The sequence below is a fragment of the Ruegeria sp. BK1 genome (assembly GCF_056535645.1).
In genome coordinates this window covers 286,241-305,560 of the sequence record NZ_JBQFIS010000002.1, presented here as the reverse complement: position 1 = coordinate 305,560, position 19,320 = coordinate 286,241, and the positions used below count along the sequence as shown (strand labels likewise).

At 58.5% G+C, this 19,320-nt stretch carries 11 protein-coding genes; all 11 read left to right on the top strand.

Going from position 1 to position 19,320, the window contains the following annotated elements:
- Positions 1 to 157: 157 nt before the first annotated feature.
- The 11 genes from ACR3E7_RS19815 to ACR3E7_RS19765 all read left to right on the top strand — a co-directional run bounded on the left by ACR3E7_RS19815 (position 158) and on the right by ACR3E7_RS19765 (position 19,283).
- Positions 158 to 1,813 carry an ABC transporter substrate-binding protein gene (locus ACR3E7_RS19815; RefSeq protein WP_480504670.1) on the top strand — a complete coding sequence of 552 codons (1,656 nt, stop codon included), beginning with the start codon at positions 158 to 160 and terminating at the stop codon, positions 1,811 to 1,813.
- A gap of 84 nt (positions 1,814 to 1,897) precedes the next feature.
- Positions 1,898 to 2,875, top strand: coding sequence for an ABC transporter permease (locus tag ACR3E7_RS19810; protein ID WP_170789124.1), 978 nt, complete (start codon positions 1,898 to 1,900; stop codon positions 2,873 to 2,875).
- Entirely contained in the window at positions 2,868 to 3,767 is a 900-nt protein-coding gene (locus ACR3E7_RS19805) for an ABC transporter permease (protein ID WP_480504672.1), read from the top strand. The genes ACR3E7_RS19810 and ACR3E7_RS19805 overlap by 8 nt, the downstream gene beginning before the upstream one ends.
- A 2-nt stretch (positions 3,768 to 3,769) precedes the next feature.
- On the top strand, positions 3,770 to 4,789 hold the full coding sequence (locus ACR3E7_RS19800; protein WP_170789121.1) for an ABC transporter ATP-binding protein: 1,020 nt from the start codon (positions 3,770 to 3,772) through the stop codon (positions 4,787 to 4,789).
- On the top strand, positions 4,786 to 5,763 hold the full coding sequence (locus tag ACR3E7_RS19795) for an ABC transporter ATP-binding protein (protein WP_170789120.1): 978 nt from the start codon (positions 4,786 to 4,788) through the stop codon (positions 5,761 to 5,763). Before ACR3E7_RS19800 ends, ACR3E7_RS19795 begins: the two co-directional genes overlap by 4 nt.
- A 73-nt stretch (positions 5,764 to 5,836) precedes the next feature.
- The gene (locus ACR3E7_RS19790) at positions 5,837 to 7,648 is read left to right on the top strand and encodes a hydantoinase B/oxoprolinase family protein (protein WP_237217958.1); all 1,812 of its coding nucleotides are present in this window, start codon (positions 5,837 to 5,839) and stop codon (positions 7,646 to 7,648) included.
- Positions 7,635 to 9,680 carry a hydantoinase/oxoprolinase family protein gene (locus ACR3E7_RS19785; RefSeq protein ID WP_480504675.1) on the top strand — a complete coding sequence of 682 codons (2,046 nt, stop codon included), beginning with the start codon at positions 7,635 to 7,637 and terminating at the stop codon, positions 9,678 to 9,680. The genes ACR3E7_RS19790 and ACR3E7_RS19785 overlap by 14 nt, the downstream gene beginning before the upstream one ends.
- The gene (locus tag ACR3E7_RS19780) at positions 9,677 to 11,041 is read left to right on the top strand and encodes a M20/M25/M40 family metallo-hydrolase (RefSeq protein WP_480504677.1); all 1,365 of its coding nucleotides are present in this window, start codon (positions 9,677 to 9,679) and stop codon (positions 11,039 to 11,041) included. The genes ACR3E7_RS19785 and ACR3E7_RS19780 overlap by 4 nt, the downstream gene beginning before the upstream one ends.
- Positions 11,042 to 11,196: 155 nt before the next feature.
- Positions 11,197 to 12,672 carry a hypothetical protein gene (locus ACR3E7_RS19775; protein ID WP_480504679.1) on the top strand — a complete coding sequence of 492 codons (1,476 nt, stop codon included), beginning with the start codon at positions 11,197 to 11,199 and terminating at the stop codon, positions 12,670 to 12,672.
- Positions 12,673 to 12,695: 23 nt separating this feature from the next.
- Positions 12,696 to 15,443, top strand: a complete 2,748-nt coding sequence (locus ACR3E7_RS19770; protein ID WP_480504681.1) for a hypothetical protein — start codon at positions 12,696 to 12,698, stop codon at positions 15,441 to 15,443.
- A gap of 15 nt (positions 15,444 to 15,458) precedes the next feature.
- Positions 15,459 to 19,283, top strand: coding sequence for a hypothetical protein (locus ACR3E7_RS19765; protein ID WP_480504683.1), 3,825 nt, complete (start codon positions 15,459 to 15,461; stop codon positions 19,281 to 19,283).
- The last annotated feature ends 37 nt before the right edge of the window (positions 19,284 to 19,320 follow it).

Sequence of the window (19,320 nt, the reverse complement as noted above, 5' to 3'; positions counted from 1 at the left end):
AACGTTAGCAAACTCGTTTCATTCAGTAAAACAATAATATCGCCTCGCAGGACGGTGGTAATCGTGAAGCGGATATTGCGCATAAGGCGGCACCACAACGACCGCCATGATGGAAACAGCCCGCGCGCATCGTGGGCGAACCAACGGGAGAACGACATTGAAGACTCTTGTTACGGCTGCTGCCGGACTTGCCGTCGGAGCATCGCTCTGGGCCGCAAGTGCCAGCGCACAGGACCAGATCCGCACGATTGAGCTTTTAACACGGCCACAAGCCGCGCAACCGGCCGAATTTCAGGCCATCCAGCTGATTGCCCAGGAATGGCGCAAGCTGGGGCTGGACGTGAATGTGAATGTCATGCCCTGGTCGCAAATGGCCGATGCGGTCTGGTATAACCGCGATGACTGGGATGTGACGGCCTGGCAAATGACCGGACGGCCCGAGCGGTCCGACCCCGATGAAATCATCTATAACCTGTTCCATTCTTCAACTGCCGAGAACGGGTATAACTTCATCGGCTACAAGAACCCCGAATATGATGCACTGGTCGAAGAACAGCGCGTGACGGTCGACCCAGAGGCGCGGCAGAAACTGGTGCTGAAAGCGCAGGAAATTCTGGACGCCGATCAGCCAAATATGATGCTGGTGCATCCACAGCAAGCCTTTGCCTTTGACAAGACCGTGTTTGACCCTGCCTCGGTGGTGGATCAGTCCGGCATCGGTATTCGCAGCTATTGGACGTGGCTGGGTCTGACGCCTACGGGCAATCAGAAGGATATCATCGTCAACAGCTCGGACAACGTAATTGCGGTGAACCCGCTTTATATCTCGGGCGTGACCGATAATTGGCTGACGGAACTGATCTATGACCGTCTTTTCCGTGTGGGTCCCGATGGCCTGCCGCAGCCCTGGGCAGCGGAAAGCTATGATTGGCGTGATGATACCACCATTGCCGTCACTTTGCGCGATGGACTGACCTTCCACGACGGCAATCCCGTCACGGTTGACGATGTGGTCTTTTCCTACGCAGCGACCACCGGCGGCGAGGCGCCGATGTATGCGCCCTTTGGCAGCAATGTCGCCAGTGTCGATGTCGAGGGCGACAACACCATCGTGTTCACGCTGAATACGCCTTCAGCCTCGTTCCTGACGTCCAGCCTGGCCAAGATCAACATCATCCCGAAACATGTGTGGGAACCCATTCTGGCCGATCTGTCTACGAAGGAAGAGAATGCGGAAAGCTATCAGGAGGATATCCCTATTGGCTCGGGCGCGTACAAGTTTGTGCGCTGGCTGCCGAATGAGGAAATCGTGCTTGAGGCCAATGCCGATCACTTCAACGCCCCCAAGGCCGAGCGTTTCATCCTGCGTCTGGTTCCGAACGCCGAAGCCGCGTTGGGGATGTTGCGGTCGGGTGAGCTGAACTTCCTCACTGATTTCCAGGGCGATCCGCAAGTGCTGCTGGATGCCGCCGAGCAGGATGGCGACCTCGAGGTCGTCTCGACGGTCGACATCGGCTTCCGCTACGTGGCCTTCAACCTGCGCCGTCCGCCGTTCAATGACCCGGCCTTCCGTCGTGCGTTGTCGGCTGCGGTCGATCGTCGCTTGATCGTAAACGCGGCCTTCAAGAAATTCGCCGTCCCATCCAACTCTGTCGTCTCCCCGGCGTTGGAATATTGGCACGCCGAAGATGTCGTGACCGGGTTCGAAGCCGGTAGCGACGTAGCCAAGTCAATCCTGCAAGAGGCCGGCTATGGCGGCGTTGGGGATCGGCTGACCTATCCCGACGGAGTTAAGGAAACACTCGCGGACTGATCTCCGTCGGGCTGGCGCGGCGGGCAACCGCCGCGCCATTCTTCCCACTACAACCAAACCCTTCGGGGCGCTTTCAGGACAGAGATGAGCACTCTCAAGCCTTTCCTAATACGTACGCTGCAATTGATGCTCGTCCTCTGGGCGGTCGTGACGATCCTGTTCCTGATGTTCCGTCTGATGCCCGGCAACCCGCTGGCCGCCTATATTGACCCGACCTTCACAGCCGAACAGCAAGAGGCACTGATCCGGCAATTTGGCCTCGATAAACCCTTGTGGCAACAGTATTTTACCTATCTGGGCAATCTGTTGCAGGGTGAGCTTGGCTATTCCTTCCGCTATCGCACACCTGTGGCCGAACGGATCATGCTGTTGCTGCCCAATACGCTGATCCTGACATTCTCATCCCTGATCGTGGCTTACACATTCGGAATCCTCGCTGGGGCATGGCTGGCTTGGAAGCGCAATTCACGGTTCGAGGCTGCTGCCTTACCCGCCATTCTGGCCACCCGTGCTATGCCTGAGTTCTGGCTGGGCATGGTGCTACTGGCGATTTTTTCCTTCTCGCTGGGCTGGTTCCCCGCTGGCGGCACGCGGTCAGCCGGCACCAGTTATGACAGCCTGTGGCAGCTTTATACCTCGGCCAATTTCCTTTCGCATCTGTTCCTGCCGATGATGACACTGGCGATTTACTCGCAAGGTCTGCCGTTGCTGCTGATGCGGTCGAACATGCTGGACGTGATGAAAGAGGATTTCGTCACTATGGCCAAGATCAAGGGGCTGTCGCCCTCGGCTGTGGTGATCCGGCACGGCGCGCGAAACGCTTTGCTGCCAGTGATGACCTCGTTCGCCATCGCAGTGGGCTATCAGCTTCAGGGCAACGTGGTGGTCGAGAGCGTGTTTTCCTGGCCCGGTCTGGGGCGAGAGCTGGTGAACGCGGTCGCCGCCTCGGATTATCCGCTGGCGCAAGGTGCGTTTTTGATGATCGCCATCGTGGTCATCACGATGAACCTGATTGCCGATCTGCTCTATACCTTCCTGGACCCGAGGATTTCCCATGCCTGATACCAGCGTCAAGGCACCCTCCTCGGGCATCGCGCGCATATTCGAGGCGATCAAGCTGCCCGTTGGCGACCCGTTCGCGTCGGCAGGTCTGATCATCTATGCGCTGTTCATTTTCACGGCCATCGCTGCGCCTCTGATTGCACCTTACGACCCGACCGAGATCCTTTATACCGAGGACTACGACCTCGCCTCGGACCTGTTGCCGGGGGAAGAGGGGCATATTCTAGGCACCACATCCCTTGGCCGCGATATCTTTTCCCAGATCGTCTGGGGGGCCAGATCAGCCTTGTTGGTGGGGTTCACGGCGGCGTTCATGGTAGCGTTCATCGGCTCGGTCGTGGGATTGCTGGCAGGGTATTTCGGAGGCCGTGTCGACGCCTTTCTAATGCGACTGGCCGATGTGGCCTTCGGCATCCCGTTCCTGCCCTTCGTCATCGTGATCTCGGCCTTTTCCGAGCCGTCGATATGGAACACGGTCATCGCCATGGCGCTGGTGCTATGGCGCGACACGGGCCGGGTGATCCGATCGCAGGTCCTATCCCTGCGCTCGCGCGGATATGTAGAGGCGGCGCGTGTTGTCGGGTCTTCCGATCTGAAGATCATCCTGCGCCACATCACCCCGAATATCCTGCCGCTGAGCTTTTTGTATGGCTCGATTGCCATTGGCTGGGCCATCCTGACCGAGGCATCAATCAGCTTCCTAGGTTTCGGCGATCCGGATGCGATTAGCTGGGGTTTCATGCTGCAGGACGCCTTTGCGAGTCAGGCGTTGGCGCGGCAAGCTTATTACTGGTTCATCCCGCCGGGACTGGCCATCATCCTTGTGGTCAGTGCCGGTTTCTTCATCTCGCGTGGGTATGAAAACCTGCTGTTTCCGAAGCTGGGGCGCTGACAATGGCAGACACGCTTCTTTCCATCCAAGACCTGTCGATTGCCTATCAGGTGGGCGCACTGGATGTGGTCGCGGTCAGTGAGGCGTCTTTCGACGTCCCGCAAGGCGCCATCGTCGGTTTGGTGGGGGAATCAGGTTGCGGCAAGACCACCATGGCCCGAGCCTTGACCCGAGTGATTGCCGACAATGCGCGTATTGCCGCCGGCGCGATGCAGTTCGCCGGACAAGACCTTGCCGCGATGTCCGAGCGTGAAATGAACAACCTGCGCTGGCGCGATATTTCGTTCATTCCGCAATCGGCGATGAACTCGCTCGATCCCGTCTATCGCGTAGAATATCAAATCTTGGAGGTGCTGCGCGACCGAGGCGGAATGAGCAAGCAACAAGCCCGCGCGCGTGCCGTCGAATTGTTTGAGATGGTGGGGATTGATCCGGGTCGCCTCCGCGATTTCCCGCATCAATTCTCGGGCGGCATGCGGCAACGCGCGGCGATTGCGCTGGCGCTGGCGCTGAACCCGAAACTGGTCGTGGCGGATGAGCCGGTTACAGCGTTAGACGTCATCATTCAGCGCCAGATTCTGGACCAGTTGCGCAGCCTGCAACGCGACCTTGGCTTGTCTGTCATCATGGTGACGCATGATATCTCGGTCGTGGCCTATATCTGCGACCGCACGGTGGTGATGTACGCGGGCAAGGTCGTTGAAAACTGCGACACCGCGACCCTGCTGAATGAACCGCTGCACCCCTACACGATGGGGCTGAAAAACGCGTTTCCCGATCTGCAATCCGCCGGAACCGGTGTTCTGACCCCTATCGCGGGCAGCCCGCCGGACCTGATTGATCCGCCCAAAGGCTGCCGCTTTGCCCCGCGCTGCCCCTTCGCCACCGAACTGTGTCGCAGCACAGAGCCACCGCTGACCGAAGCCGCCGCAGACCACCACGTCGCCTGCCACCGCGCCGATGAGGCCGCCACCTTGCGCGAAGTGGCGCTGGACCCTGCGACATGGGGGACCGCCGCATGACCCACCCGATGATCCAGATGGAAAACGTGCAGTTGCACTACAAGATCGGCAACGCGATCTCAGCGATGATGGGGCTGCCCTCAACCGTGAAGGCAGTGGATGGCGTGACGCTGACCCTGAACAAGGGCGAAAGCGTCGGTCTGCTGGGCGAATCCGGCTGCGGAAAAACCTCGATGGGTCGCATCCTTGTGCGGCTGGAGGAGGTGACGGGTGGCTCGGCCCGGTTTGACGGGCAAGAGATCAAGGATCTGTCGGGCGATGAGCTGCGCGCCTTCCGCAGCCGGTCGCAGATGATTTTCCAGAACCCGTTCGATGCGGTGAACCCGCGCTATTCCATCCGAAAGACGCTGGAAGAACCGCTGGCCAACGCCCGCATTCCGCGTGACGAATGGCATACCCGCGTCATCGACGCACTGGAGTTGGTCGGGCTGGGCGATCCGAAACAATTTCTGGAGCGGTATCCCCATCAACTCTCCGGCGGGCAGTTGCAGCGCGTCGTCATGGCCCGCGCGCTGATCCTTCAGCCGGAATTCGTGGTCGCGGATGAACCTGTCTCGATGCTGGACGTATCGGTGCGGGCAGGCGTGCTGAACGTCTTTCGCGATGTGCGCGACCGGCTGGGGCTGACGGCGATCTATATCAGCCACGATCTGGCGCTGGTGCGCTATGTCTGTGACCGCACCATCGTCATGTATCTGGGCCGGATCATGGAAGACGGCCCGACCGAGGACATCGTGCATGCCCCACTGCACCCTTACAGTCAGGCGCTGGTCGCGGCGGTGCCTACGCCCCATGTGGACCAAAGCCATGATCCCCTGCCCATAGGCAGCGGTGCCCCGGACCCGCGAAATCCGCCTTCGGGCTGCGTGTTCCGCGACCGCTGCCCCCGCGCGCAAACCCGATGCGCCGACGAAGTCCCAATACCCCGCCCCATAGGAACGCGCCGCGTCGCGTGTCACTTCGCCGAAGAATGACTTGGGCAGCCACATATACGCGCACGGTCTGCGTCACCGTGCATTTTCTCAGCTTACCAGATGGGAGATGACCATGAACAAGCCCTCAACGCTTAAAACAGCGGCGCTGTGCGATCCGGTCTCGCTCGAAATCATCCGTGGAGCCATTGCCGCCGCGCAATCCGAAATGGAGGCGCTGATCGAGCGCACGGCCATTTCCGCCTTTATCCGCGAAAAGAAGGATTTCTATACGGCGCTGTTTGACGGCAATGGCACGATGGCCGTGGGGTCGATGGTGCCGATCTTTGGCGACATGACCCGACCCGTGCTGGAAAAATTCCCGATTGAGACGATGCAGGACGGCGACGTCTACTGGTACAATGACTGCTACGGCTCATACGGCGCGATTTCCCATTCCAACGATCAGGTCCTGCTGGCCCCGGTGTTTCGTGAGGGCCGTGTCTGCGCTTTTGTCATGAGCTGGGCGCATTTCGCCGATATCGGCGGCTTGCGTCCCGGCTCGATCAGCCCTGATGCCACCGACATCTTTCAGGAAGGCGTCATGATCCCCGTGACCAAGATGGTCGAGGCGGGCCGCGTCAATCAGGCTGTGCTGGATATCTTCCACCGCAATTCCCGCTATCCAGAGCAGAGCGAAGGCGACATGCGCGCGCTGATGGCCAGTGTCGAACTTGGCGTGCGCCGAGTGGGTGAAATCCTCGACCGGTTCGGGCCGGACGTGACCGAAGACGCGTTGGCGCAGTTGCTGGAACGCACGCGAAATCTGGTGCGGGACAAGATGGCCGAGACTTTCGACTACGGCACCTATTCCTTCACCGACGCGATTGACACAGATGGGCACGGCAACGGTCCATTCCACATGCGCTTCTCGCTAACTCGCGCAAAGGGCGCAGATGGTGCGGATCATTTCACTTTCGACGCCCGCGACAGTGACGATCAGGCCCCCGGCCCGATCAACTACCTGATGAACAACGGCGTGCCCGGTATGGCACTGGGTCTGTTTTATCTGGGGGGTGATCCCAGTCAGGTCTGCAATGCAGGGGGGCCCAATGCGCTGGACGAGGTCCTATTTCGCAAGGGCAGCTTTCTGCAACCAGAATACCCCGCCCCACTGGGTCTGCGCGGCCTGACCGCGATGCGGATGATCTCGGCCATGTGCGGGCTGTTGAACGCGGGCGGTGGTGAAGCCCCGGCGGCGAACTCGGCCTATGTGGTCAACATCATGCGCGGGAAGTACCGCACCAAGGATGGGACGCTGGAACCCTACTTGTTGGCGGATGGGATCGGCGTTGGCTATGGCGCACGGTCCACGGCGGACGGAATAGATGCGGTCTATTTCGTGGCGCAGGAAAACTATCCGGTCGAGTTTCTGGAAGCGGGCTATCCCGTGACCATGCGCAGCTATGGCATCGTTACGGATTCCGGCGGAGCGGGTCGGTATCGCGGCGGGTGCGGGATCGTCCGCGAATATGAAATTCTGGCCGAAGAAACCATGGTCGCCATCCGTATCGACAGCGTTCAGAACCCGCCATGGGGCATTCACGGCGGCAAATCTGGTCGCCATGGCATCGCCATCGTGAACCCGGGCACGCCGCAAGAGGTGCGCCTTGATCCGCTGTCGGATGGTAACATGCTCAAACGCGGCGACATCCTGCGGATCGAGACCGGGGGCGGTGGTGGCTACGGCCATCCCTATGACCGGCCCGCAGAGACCGTGTTGCAGGATGTTCTAAGCGGCTTTGTCACCGTTGATGCCGCCCGGTCCGAATATGGTGTGGTTGTCGCGAGCGACACGCTGGACGTGCAAGCCACGCAGACCCTGCGCGCCAACAGGCCCGAAACCCGCCGCTTTTACCGACAGGAGTATGTCGATGCCCTCGTCTGATATGTTCTTTGACCCGTCCTTTGCCGTGGCCGTTGATATAGGCGGGACTTTCACGGATATCTCGTTGCTTGACCGCAGCTCTGGCGCGGTGTGGCGGGCCAAGACCGCCTCGGTGCCCAGCGACCCGTCGCAGGCGTTTATGACCGGCGTGAACATGGTGTTGGAGGATGCGGGGCTTAGCGCCGCCGACCTGTCGCGCGTTCTGCACGGTACGACGGTTGCCACGAACATGATCCTCGAAGGCAAAGGCGCGCGCACTGCCCTTGTGACGACCCGCGGATTCCGCCACGTGCTTGAGATCGGGCGACAAGACATCCCGCGCCACGCCAATCTGTTCACTTGGGTTAAACCCGCAAGGCCCGTTCCGGCAGACCGCATTCATGAGGTCGATGAACGGATCGGCACCGGCGGTCATGTGGTCGAAAAACTGGACGAAAGTAGCGTGACCGCGCTGGTGGACAGCCTGCGCGTCCAGCAGGTCGAGGCCATCGCCATCTGCCTTTTGCACGCCTATGCCAACCCCACTCATGAAAAACGCGTGGCCCAGCTGTTGCGCGCAGCGCTGCCAGATGTCGCCATCACCTGCTCTACGGATGTTCTGCCTGTGGTGCGCGAATTCGAACGCTCTCTGGCCACCGTCTTAAACGCAAATGTGATGCCGGGGGTATCAACCTATATCTCACGTCTGGAAAACCGGCTGGCCGAAGCGCAGGCGAGCTCGCCTCTGTTGCTGATGCAATCCAATGGCGGTGTCGCGGGGACCGAAGCGATCCGCACGGCGCCTGCTTTAACCGCACTGTCTGGCCCTGCCGCAGGCGTGGTGGGCGCGGTCGATGCGGCGGCGGCCTGCGGGATCAAGGATATCATCACTGTGGATATCGGCGGCACATCTGCCGATATCTGCCTGATCCGCGACGGGCAGATCAACCTGACCCAACAGGGCAAAGTGGGTGAATGGCCTTTATCCCTGCCGATGGTGGATATGGTGACAATCGGCGCCGGGGGCGGGTCTATCGCTGCGGTGACCCATAACACCCTGTCGGTCGGGCCAAACTCGGCCGGGGCGCGGCCCGGACCGGCGGCCTATGGGCATGGCGGGGCCGAAGCCACCGTCACCGACGCGCATGTCACTTTGGGCACCCTGCCCCATGCCCTGCTGGGTGGCGCGATGTCTTTGGATGTTACGGCCGCCAAAGGCGTCGTCACCGACAATGTCGCCCGCCCGCTTGGCCTGACACCCGAAGAGGCGGCGCAGGGCATTCTGGCCATCATGAACAACAACATGGTGGGCGCGGTTCGCACCGTTTCCGTCGAGCGCGGCCATGACCCGCGCGACTTCACCCTTGTTCCCTTTGGCGGGGCTGGCCCGCTGCATGGTTGTGCTTTGGCCGATTTACTGGGGATCAACCAAGTAATGATCCCCGCCGCGCCTGGGCTACTTTGTGCCGCAGGGTTGTTGGCCGCCGACATGAAGGCCGAATTCACCCGGGCGTTGCCCAAGCCTGGCCCGGTCGATCAGGATTTGGGAGACAGCATCGTGGCGGAATTGACGCAAGATGCCTCTGATTGGATGGATCACGAAGGCATTGCACCCGAGCAGAGGGCGCTTAAGGCCCGCGCCTTATTGCGCTTTCACGGACAGGGTGGGGAAATCGCGATCGATTGGGCCGAAACACCTAACGATACGGAAACCCGGTTCCGCGAGGCGCACAGGTCTCTGTACGGCTTCGTTTTGGATGCTCCGATTGAGCTGGTCACATTGCGGATCGAGGCCGTCGGCAAGACCGCTCCGGTGCAAACTCCGACGTTGGACAAGACTGACCAGCCCGCACCCTTGCAGATGCAACAGGTCTATTGGCCAACCGGGCTGGCCGAGACGCCTATCTATGACCGCGCAGCGCTTGGAGCCGAGGCCACAATCACCGGACCGGCAATCCTGACCCAGTTGGACACCACCGCCTTGATCGCACCCGGATGGGCCGCGACGGTCCACCCATCGGGCGCTCTATTGCTTATGAAAGACACAGAATGACCCAAGCCCTTTTCGACCATATCGACACGCAGGCCGACAGTTTCATCGCGCGGGTGATGGATTATGTGCGCCACCCGTCGATCTCGGCCCATGACATTGGCATACGCGAGGTCGCGACCATGCTGGTCGGGTTTCTCTCCGATCTTGGGTTCGATGCTGGTTTGGTCGAAACACCGGGACATCCCTTCGTGCTAGGCCACGCCACCGTTGATCCCGAAAAGCCCACCGTGCTGCTGTACGGTCATTATGACGTGCAACCCCCTGACCCCCTGGACCAGTGGGTCAGCCCGCCCTTCGAGCCAACGCTGCGGGATGGCCGCATCTGGGCCCGCGGGATTGGCGACAACAAGGGGCAGCACTTCGCGCAGCTTCTGGCGATTGAGACGCATCTGGCCGTGAATGGCACCCTGCCCTGCAACATCATCTTCCTGCTGGAGGGTGAAGAAGAGATTGGTTCACCCCAAATCGCCGAGTTCGTGCAACAGAACGCGGATCGGCTACAGGCCGATCTGGTTGTCACCTCGGACGGGCCCCTGCATGAAAGCGGCGCGCCCGTGATTAACTTTGGCGTGCGTGGCGTGGCCTCGTTCGATCTGGTGGCCAAAGGGGCGGCCCGAGATGTGCATTCCGGCAATTACGGCGGCGTGGTGCCCAACCCGATCTGGACGCTGGTTCACTTGTTGGCCACGATGAAAGACGCCGACGGCAACATCACGGTTGAGGGTCTGACCGAACCGGTGATGCCGCCAACCAATCTGGAACGCGACGCCGTGGCTCGCCTGCCTGACGACGAAAAGGCGGTGATGGAAGATCTGGCACTGGATCAGATGGACGGTCCGCTCGAGCGCCCCTATTGGGACCGGCTGATGTTCCACCCGACGCTGACCATCAATGGCCTGCATGGCGGCTATGGCGGACCCGGCAGCAAGACAGTTCTACCGAATGAGGCATTTGCCAAATGCGACGTGCGTCTGGTCGAGCCGCTGACGCCAAATTACGTTTTCGAGCGGATCGAGGCTCATGTCGCCAGACATGCCCCGAACGTTCAGGTGGTGCGCCACAACGGGATGCTGCCGTCGAAGACACCCTTGGACAGCCCATATGCCAAACCACTGCGCGACGCGATTGTCGCGGCCCGCGGGGTCGAGCCTCTGATCTATCCCACGGTAGGGGGATCCCTGCCAGATTACGTCTTTACAAAAATATTAGGCAAGGACGCCTTCGTTATTCCTTATGCCAACGCAGACGAGGCTAACCACGCACCAAATGAGAATTTGGAGATTGTCAGATTTCTGGATGGAATTAAAACCGGCGCTGCCGTTTTGGACGCGTTGGGGCGGATAAACACTCCAAAGGTATAGACTAAACACAAAAGAAACCAAAAATTCGTTGAGTTTTGCGCGCAAAGATTTCAAATTTGTGCGAAGTTAAAAGTGTGATCGTTACCAAGTGCTGTCGCAAATCTTGTTTACCGCCAGCACCGTCGCGTTTTCTTGCGCTCGGGGGAGGCATAGAGATGGCATTGGACAAGACAGTAGTAAAAGACCTCAAAGGTCATATTGCTGCGGCCCGAAAACGGGATCTCAATTTCGCTATTTGCTTGGGGAAGAAATCTGACACTACCGTTTTCCTGCTGGACCGCATCAAGGCCCCAGACCTGTTGGGCCGAAACGCGAAAAAGGCCGGAGAAACTCCCAAGGTCGCCTTTGGAACCTGTAACGCTGACGGCAATACGCTAAACTTGACCCTTATTTCCGATGAATTGGGCGGGCTGTCCAAAAAGACCCGCGCCTTTCTGACTTTGGCCAAGCTGCCTATGAAAGTGTGTATCCTGGATGCTCAGGGAAACCTGATCGAACAGGATGGCGAAGATGCGGATGCCCAGGGCGATACCGCGGAAACCCAAGCTCCCGACCCGCTTCAAGCGAAATGGGAACAGCTGAAATCGACCGTTGAACCCAAAATACTGCAATTCCTCAAGACCTCGACTGGCGATGTATCCAAGATTAGAGCCGCTTGGACCTATGCGGTGCGGATCGGCGATGAAGAGACCGACTATGCCGGGGCGATCAAGGTCGCCAAACGGGTGATTCAGTCGATGACCGCTGCAGACCAGCAACCCGAGGAAGCGCCTGCACCTATCGATCTGAACGAAAAGAAATGGCAAATCGGCTCGGCCAAGTTTGAGCCCGTTCTGAAAAAAGCGATCGATGCAGGCCGGATCGACGGCGGCAAAGCCAACGCGGCCTGGGTCAAGGCGGTGGCCGAAGCGGATGCGCGCAATTTTGAGATGGCGTTGAAAATTCTCAAAGCTCTGTCCGGCCAGATTCAAGCGGGGAGTACTGCGGAACCCGAAACCCGGCAGACTGACGCTCTGGCAGGCAAGCAGAAATACGAACAGGAGCGCGCCCGGATTGCACCGATTCTGGCGGCGGCCCTGAAACGGGACGCAGCACAGTTCGCAAAGCCCAAAAAGATATATGCGCAAGCGGTCACTCGGGCCGAGGCCGGGGAATACCCGATTGCGCTGAAAGCGCTGGCGATGATCGAACAGGAATTGGCCAGCGCTGATGCGACCCCCGCAGGCCTTGACCCCGGTCCGACTGGTCGGGAAGCCGCCAAACGCGTGCGCGATATCTGGGACGCGGCTTGCACTCAGGCCAATGGTCAGATCGAATCCTTGCGGAAAGAGTTGGCGGGTTTCCCAGACCCCAATTGCCAGATTTTGGCCGATAACGGCCTGACCGGATTTTCCGACAATCTTTATACCCGGTTGAATGCGGCCTTTCTGGGTCTTGACGCCGCGAATGAGGACAAGCTGCCCAACGCTAAGGCCGAAGCGCAGAGCATTTTTGACGAAATGGGCCAGTTCCTGAACACGAACGAGGCCATTCAGATCATGGATGGAAATGATCTGAACGTATCGATGACTTTGGCCGAAACGCTGGGTGGGGCGGTCGAACAGATGAAACAGGCCTTGAGCACCAGTTAAAAGGTCCGTTGGGGGGAAAGCAAATGCCTGAAAGCGCAGAAGTTCAGGAACTGGACGACACTGTAGATCCGAAAAAAGCCGAACGGGCGCGCGATTTTGCCGCCAAGTTGATGGCAGCCCTAAAACTGAAATCCGTAGTGGTGCCCGACCGGCCCGATGGGACGTCCATCGAAGAGAAAATCAGTCAGGCGGCAGCTCAGCTTTATGGTATGACCGAAGAGGGTGCCGATCTTGATGAGTTCGACCCCGAGCTGTTCACTTTTACAGATCGGGAACTAGAGAAGTTCGAGCTGTCCTCGCAGGAGGTCAAGCTGCTGAGAGCATGGCGGCATCCGATTGATTTCCGTGACCACCAAAAAGACAAGAAACTGCGCGACAAGAAAGTTGCGGCGCTCAAGGCCTCGATTGACCTGAAACTCAAGACCGTGCGGGGCGATCTGGCCGATCTGCAAGACCAAAAGGCCGAAAAGGGCGATCAGGACAGCGATCACGACAAGCTCGCCCGTCGGGGTCAGCGCGTGCTGAAACGGGCTGCGAAAGTGGCCGAGAAACTGTGCGCCGATGGGGATTATTCCAAGGCTCAGGCGGTTCTGAATGGTTTATTGTACCTTGAGACACTCGAAAAATTGGCCCTGTCCGAAAACCAAGCCGCCGATGCCCCGAAAGGCGAGATTTTGGGGAATGAGGATCAGGATCTGGAACAGGCGGTCGCGAGCCGGAAATCGACCGAGGAACTGGCCGACGAAGCCGATGCCAACCGGCTGGATAGTCTGGCGCGCGAGGTGGTCGATACCACTCGGCATATGAGGGATATGCGTATCACCGCAAGTAAAATGCGCAAGAAATACGCGTCAAGATACAAGGACAAAAAGAATAAACCCTATGAGGCGCTGGCCAAGTTCAACGACACCATGCCCAACTATGTGCACCTGCCAAAGCTTGACGAAGCCAAGGACCATTTCGAGGAGGATGTCGACAAGATCCTGGCATGGCAGAAAAAGGTGGTAAAAGAAGTCGCTGCCGGTGAAAAACTGCTGGCAGCCTTTTTCAAGGAATGCGCCGAATTTCATGAGAAAAAGCTGGCCAAATATTTGGCCATCTCAGATCATGAGATCAAACAGGAAGGCGCTGATGCCACTGGCCACGGTGAATTGCAGACCCGCCGCTCGATCCCGTTGATCCGGCGCGGCCTTACTGGCCTGCCGCAAGAAGTGCTGCGTCCGCTGGCCGCAAATCTTGAGGTTATGCAGTTGATTGCGGGGTCAGAAGAGCTGGGCCGCGCCGATCTGGAGCTGTTGGAAACCTTCGAACAAGAGATGGCTGCCGAACTGAAAGTTCTGGAGGATAATGTCGACGACTATATCGAATATGAAAAATGCGCCCAGAGGTGGCAGACCCAACTGGATAAGGGCGTTCTGAAATACACCGCTACTGGCAAGCAGTTTTATAAAGATCAGTTCGACGGGGCGAATGAAAAGGTCAAAGACCCCAAAAACCTGCCTGATTGTCTGAAAACCCTGAAATCGCAGGAAAAGAAGTTGGAAGCTCAGGTGGAAAGCGCGGAATATTATCGCACGCTCTACAAGGATTTCGAAAAAAGATTCAATTCGGCGCGCAAGGACCTGACCAAAGCCTATGTCAATCAATTCAAGGCCACGTTAAAGGCCTTTTCTGACAAGCTGGACACCGGCAATGACAACAACATGGCCGAGGGGCTGAAGATTGACGCCGCGATGCTGAAACGGCTTAAGTCTGCCGCCGACCGCAAAGACTACGTCGGAAGTTTTGAGGGAAAATTTGCCAAGCTCTGGGGAACCATCGAAATTGGCGACAACACAACCTACGAATTCAACGGTGAACCGGCCCTGAAAAAACTGATTGCCGAGATTGGCCGTGAAACCCGGTTGCTAAAACAGGCCGAAGACGCGTTCAAAGGGCTGAAGGGCAAGAAAGCGCCTTCGGCGCTGATTGCCGGCATAAAGGGGCATGGTAGCACGGCGTTTAAGGACGCACTTTCCGATATGGACACGTCGGGCGACAAGAACGAAAAGACCGCAGAAGCCAAGGCGCGGTACAAAGAAGCCCGCGACCGGTTCGACAATCTGATCTCGGCGGAAAAGAAACACCTCAAAGGGGCGGCACGGGACAGTTTCGAAAGCAACGAGACCCTGCTGAAAGCGCTGAAAAGCCGCGCAAAATCTGCGGCCTCGGTTGAGGATTGGGACGAATTGCGCGACGAAGCGCTGCGGTTGATGGACGAGGCGCGCGAGTTTGCCGATGCAAATGTCACGCTGGACCTGAAAGGCAAACCGCCCGCTGAGAAGTTTGAGATGATCCTGAACCGGCTGATCGACAGTCTGTCGCCCTATTTCAAGGGAATGGATGAGTTTTACGGCAAGCACGTGAAATCCGTCGCCGCCAAAGCGCGCGACTCGGACGCGGATGAAACGGCCCAAAACGTCGTGGCTCTGATCGACAAAAATGAAAAAGCAATCAAATCCGTTGCCGAACAGGTCGGCCTAAAGATGGACCTTTCGGCCGAATGTTTCAAGCTGATCACCGCCGCCAAGGATGCGGACATGCCCGAGCTTATTGCGCTGCGCGAACAGGCCTTTGCCATGATCCGCCGCAACAGGCGGTTTCTGGACGAAAGCAAGATCGGCGGGCTTTACAAGACCAACCCGTTTGACGGCGGGCGCCCGGTGCGCAGGTTCCTCTACTTCCTCGAAAAAACCGAAGCCGACCTTCTGGCCGAAGTCAAACAGTCGTAACCGGGGACAAAGATCATGGCATTTGAAAAAGAACATGAATGGCTGAAACAGGTCTGCGGTGAAAATGATACTCTGGCCCCTGAACTGGCCAATGAGCTGCACGATTTCGAACAGCGTCAGAGTTTCATCGACGCGACGTTGAAGACCGCAGAATTCGACAAGATCAAATCCGACCTCAAGACGCATTTGTCCGATATGGATTTCGTCGTCATGACTTACGACAAGAACATCGAAAGCACGATGTCCCTGAACCCTGCTGCCGGACTTGTGTGGAAAAAGATGGGCATCAAAACGCCCAAGCGCATTCAGGTTCTGGCCAATGTGGGCGACAAGAAAATCCCGGTCGAGATCGAGAACGCCGAATGGGACAGCTATGCCGACCGCGCGGGTGAGTTCAAGAAGTTGAAAAAGGGCGACGAGGAATTTGCCTTTTCCTCGCCCGAGGCCGCCGCTGCAATCCGCGAGATGTATGCCAAGCTAGAACCGCTGATCGAAAAATCCAATGATCTTGCCAAGCTGCAAGGCAAGGATGGCAAGCGGCTGTTCAGCGACCGCGACATCGAAAAGGAACTGTGGACCCCGCTGGTGCGCGAAGGGGTCATTCCGTCCAACCTGGTGCCCGACAGTTTTTCCGAGGGGCTGAACGTGTTCAGCAATGCCACCGCGATCTATACCCGCCTGATGGCGGAAGAAGAGGGGCAGGAAATGGGCGGCTCCAAGCTGGGGTCGGGTCTGCGCAACGCCAAATTACTGATTGGTGCGGCGAATTTGGCAAGTTCGCAGGCCCTCGACTACGCCAATCTGTCGATCACCGAGGCCAGCCGCGACGATATTGCGGAATTCATGAAGTTCAAGGGCGCGGATGTGATCGAAGGCGATGTCGTCCCGTATGATGAAATGCCCGACGAATATGACGATCTGGTAATTGACGGCAAAACTATCGCCGAGATCAAGAAGATGGACGAAGAGGACCGCCCCAAGATTTCGCAATCTGATCTGACCGAAGCGCGCTATGCCAAGGCCCACCCGGACGGCGCGACAAGCTACAAGGATTGGCTGTCGCAGGAAGAAGAAACTCTTGTTGCGCAGATGGAGACGGAAAAAGACGAAGAAAAGCTGATTCAGCTGCGCAATGAGTTGGACGGCGTGTCGGTTGAACAGAACAAGCTGGAATATGCGAACCTTGAGATCAAGGACGGCATGACCCTGTCAGAACTGGCTGATGACGAGGCCAAGGTCACGCAATTGCAATTGACGCAGGCACAGTTCGACAAATTCAAAGAGGACGGCGGCAAAGGCGACTACGACGACTGGCTGGCGGGCGAAGAAAAGCGGATTCTGGCCGAGATGGAAACCGCCTCAGTGACAGACAAGGCCGAGCTTGAGCGCGAGCTGGGAAATATCAAGGCCGCCAAGATGACCCAGGCCTATGGGGAATACGTGCGGCAGGACGCTGCCCGCAAATGCGCAGTTGCAGCAGCTCTTGGTGCGGTCGAGGCCGTTGAAGGCGCGCGGGACAAGAAGAAAAAGAAACGCGAGGTGGCGATTGGTCTGGCCGGGGCGATGGCCGATGCCTTCGCGGCAGGCATGACCGCCGGCAGCACCGCCAAGGAACTGACCAGCGACGCCGATACGCAAAACCGCGAACACAAGACCAAGTTCGGGATTCTGGCCGGAAAGGCCGGGCTAAAAGCAGTCTCGAAGCTGAGCGAACTGGCTGAGGCCAAGGCCAAGGGAACCTTGCGCGATCCGCGCGAGCTGGTGGTCGAAGCGGTCGCCGATCTGTGTGACGCGGCAGGCGAAAGCATGTCGGCCAGCGGCACCAAGGGTGAAGATGGCGGCTGGGGCGACACCGGCAAGGACAGCCGGGACGAGGCCGCCTCGTGGGGGATGCTGGCCAAGGCCATCGGGATGTCGACCCAGATGATCGACAAGATGGTGGCGGCCGCCCAGAAAGGTGATTGGGACACGTTCGTCAAGGAACTGGCCCTGTTGCCTGTGGCGGCAAGTTTTGCAGGTACCGCCGGTTTGCAGGGGGATGCGGTCCGCGTCGACAAGGACGCGCGCGATATCGAGGCCGGTTGGGGCGGCCACGGCAGCGACTCGCCCTTTGCAACCAACCCGTTCGAGGAAGAGGCCCATGCCGGGGGTCAGACCGATTTCGGCATGAGCGGCAACATGGCAACCGTCGCCGATCAGCGCGGGGTCATGGACGAAGCGCGCGAGTTGTCTCAGCAAATCGCGGACGAAAGCTTTATGACCGACCGGGTCAAGGTGAAAAAGGCGATGGATAAATGCCGCGCCATGGTCAAGAAATACAAGCTGCCCGAGGACCAGAAGGATGTGAAACTGTTCCTTTCGTTGGACCCGGACAAGGCCGATCCGACTGCGGTTATGGGCGCGCTCAAAAAATTGGGCGAAATTTACGACAGCATGGTTTCGCAGGATGCGCGCGACGTGGCCGAGCTTAACCTGTCACCCGAAGATGAGAAGGCGCTGGACGATAAACTGGACTCGATGATCGACAAGATCGATGAGATTGAAAAACGACCCACACGTAATAACAATAAGCTCGAAGCCGAGGTGCGGGTTCTCTATGACGACGTGACCGCCACTTTGCTGAAGGATCCCAAATTCGTCGCCTCGGTCGAGGCGGATATCGATGAAGAGGACGAGTGGCTTGAAAAACTGAAAAAACAGGCCGATTTGACGCGGTTGGACCAATATTCCGACCCGAAAATCTATGCTGAAGAGTATGAGCGGGCGATGTCGGCGGTCGAGGAACTGACCCTGCAGGTCAAGAAAACCGACCAGCGCATCAAAATGATTGATCAAGCCACCAAAGGGGCTACCGGCATTTTGCTGGCCGCCATGCCGGGCGCGGCACTGTTGGGCAAGATCCGCACTCTGATTGCCGACAGCATCAAGCTGCATCGCCGCCGCAAGTCGCTGAACAAATGGAGCCGCGAGATGAATGCGATACGTGGCAGCTACAGCCCCTATGAACCTGCCGTGGTGGGCGAGCGGGACGTGCTGATCGCAGGCACCGCCCATGATGCGGCGCAGGTCGCCGCCGATTCAGCTGGCGTCGGGGCCGAAATTGCCCGGCTGACCGATGCCACGCATATCGGCGCGGCTGTTCTGACCAGTATCGAGAAGATCGGCAAGTTCCTCAACAGCTATTGGTTCGGGAAACATGGCCGCGAACAAATCCAGAAGGGTTGGGAGCTGTTTGTTTTGGCGCGCGAGCAGCCCAAGAACCGCCGCCTCGCCCGTGAAGCGATCAAGGTCAACACCACGCTTGGAAAATGCGTTCTGGCCTATGGTGCCTGTATCGATGGCGACGCACAGGCCCGCCGCGCGCTGCAAAGCTGTGGCCTGACGCCCGAGGCGTTCGAAGACAGCGCGGACGTGTGTCAGGGCGTGGTCGCCTATCTGCGCGCGGCCCTGCAGGATAAAGAGTTCGAAACCATTGGTTCGCACGCGGATGTGGACTGGTTGCCCTGTGATGTGGAGCCCGACGTGAAAGCCTGGTCGCGGATCAAGGCCAGCGCGGTGAAATCGAAACCGGGCATGGACTCTCGGTATTTCAAGACACCGGAAATCAACAAATTGCTCGAAAACTATGTTGTCCCCGACGACTCTGCTGATCACGCTATTCTTTCCAGCTTTGCGAAGCGCACCAAAAAACTGTCTGAGGCGCTGAACAGCTATCGCCCGCTGGACACCGAATTGAACCCGCATGCGGCGATGATTGTTGTGGCACAGGAGCTTAAGCATCAGGTCGACGTTGCCGGGGATCAGGCTGCCAAACGGCTGGCAAAGGAACGGACAAGCTAAACTGTGTCCCAGGCGGCAGGCGCGGCCTAGCCCGCGA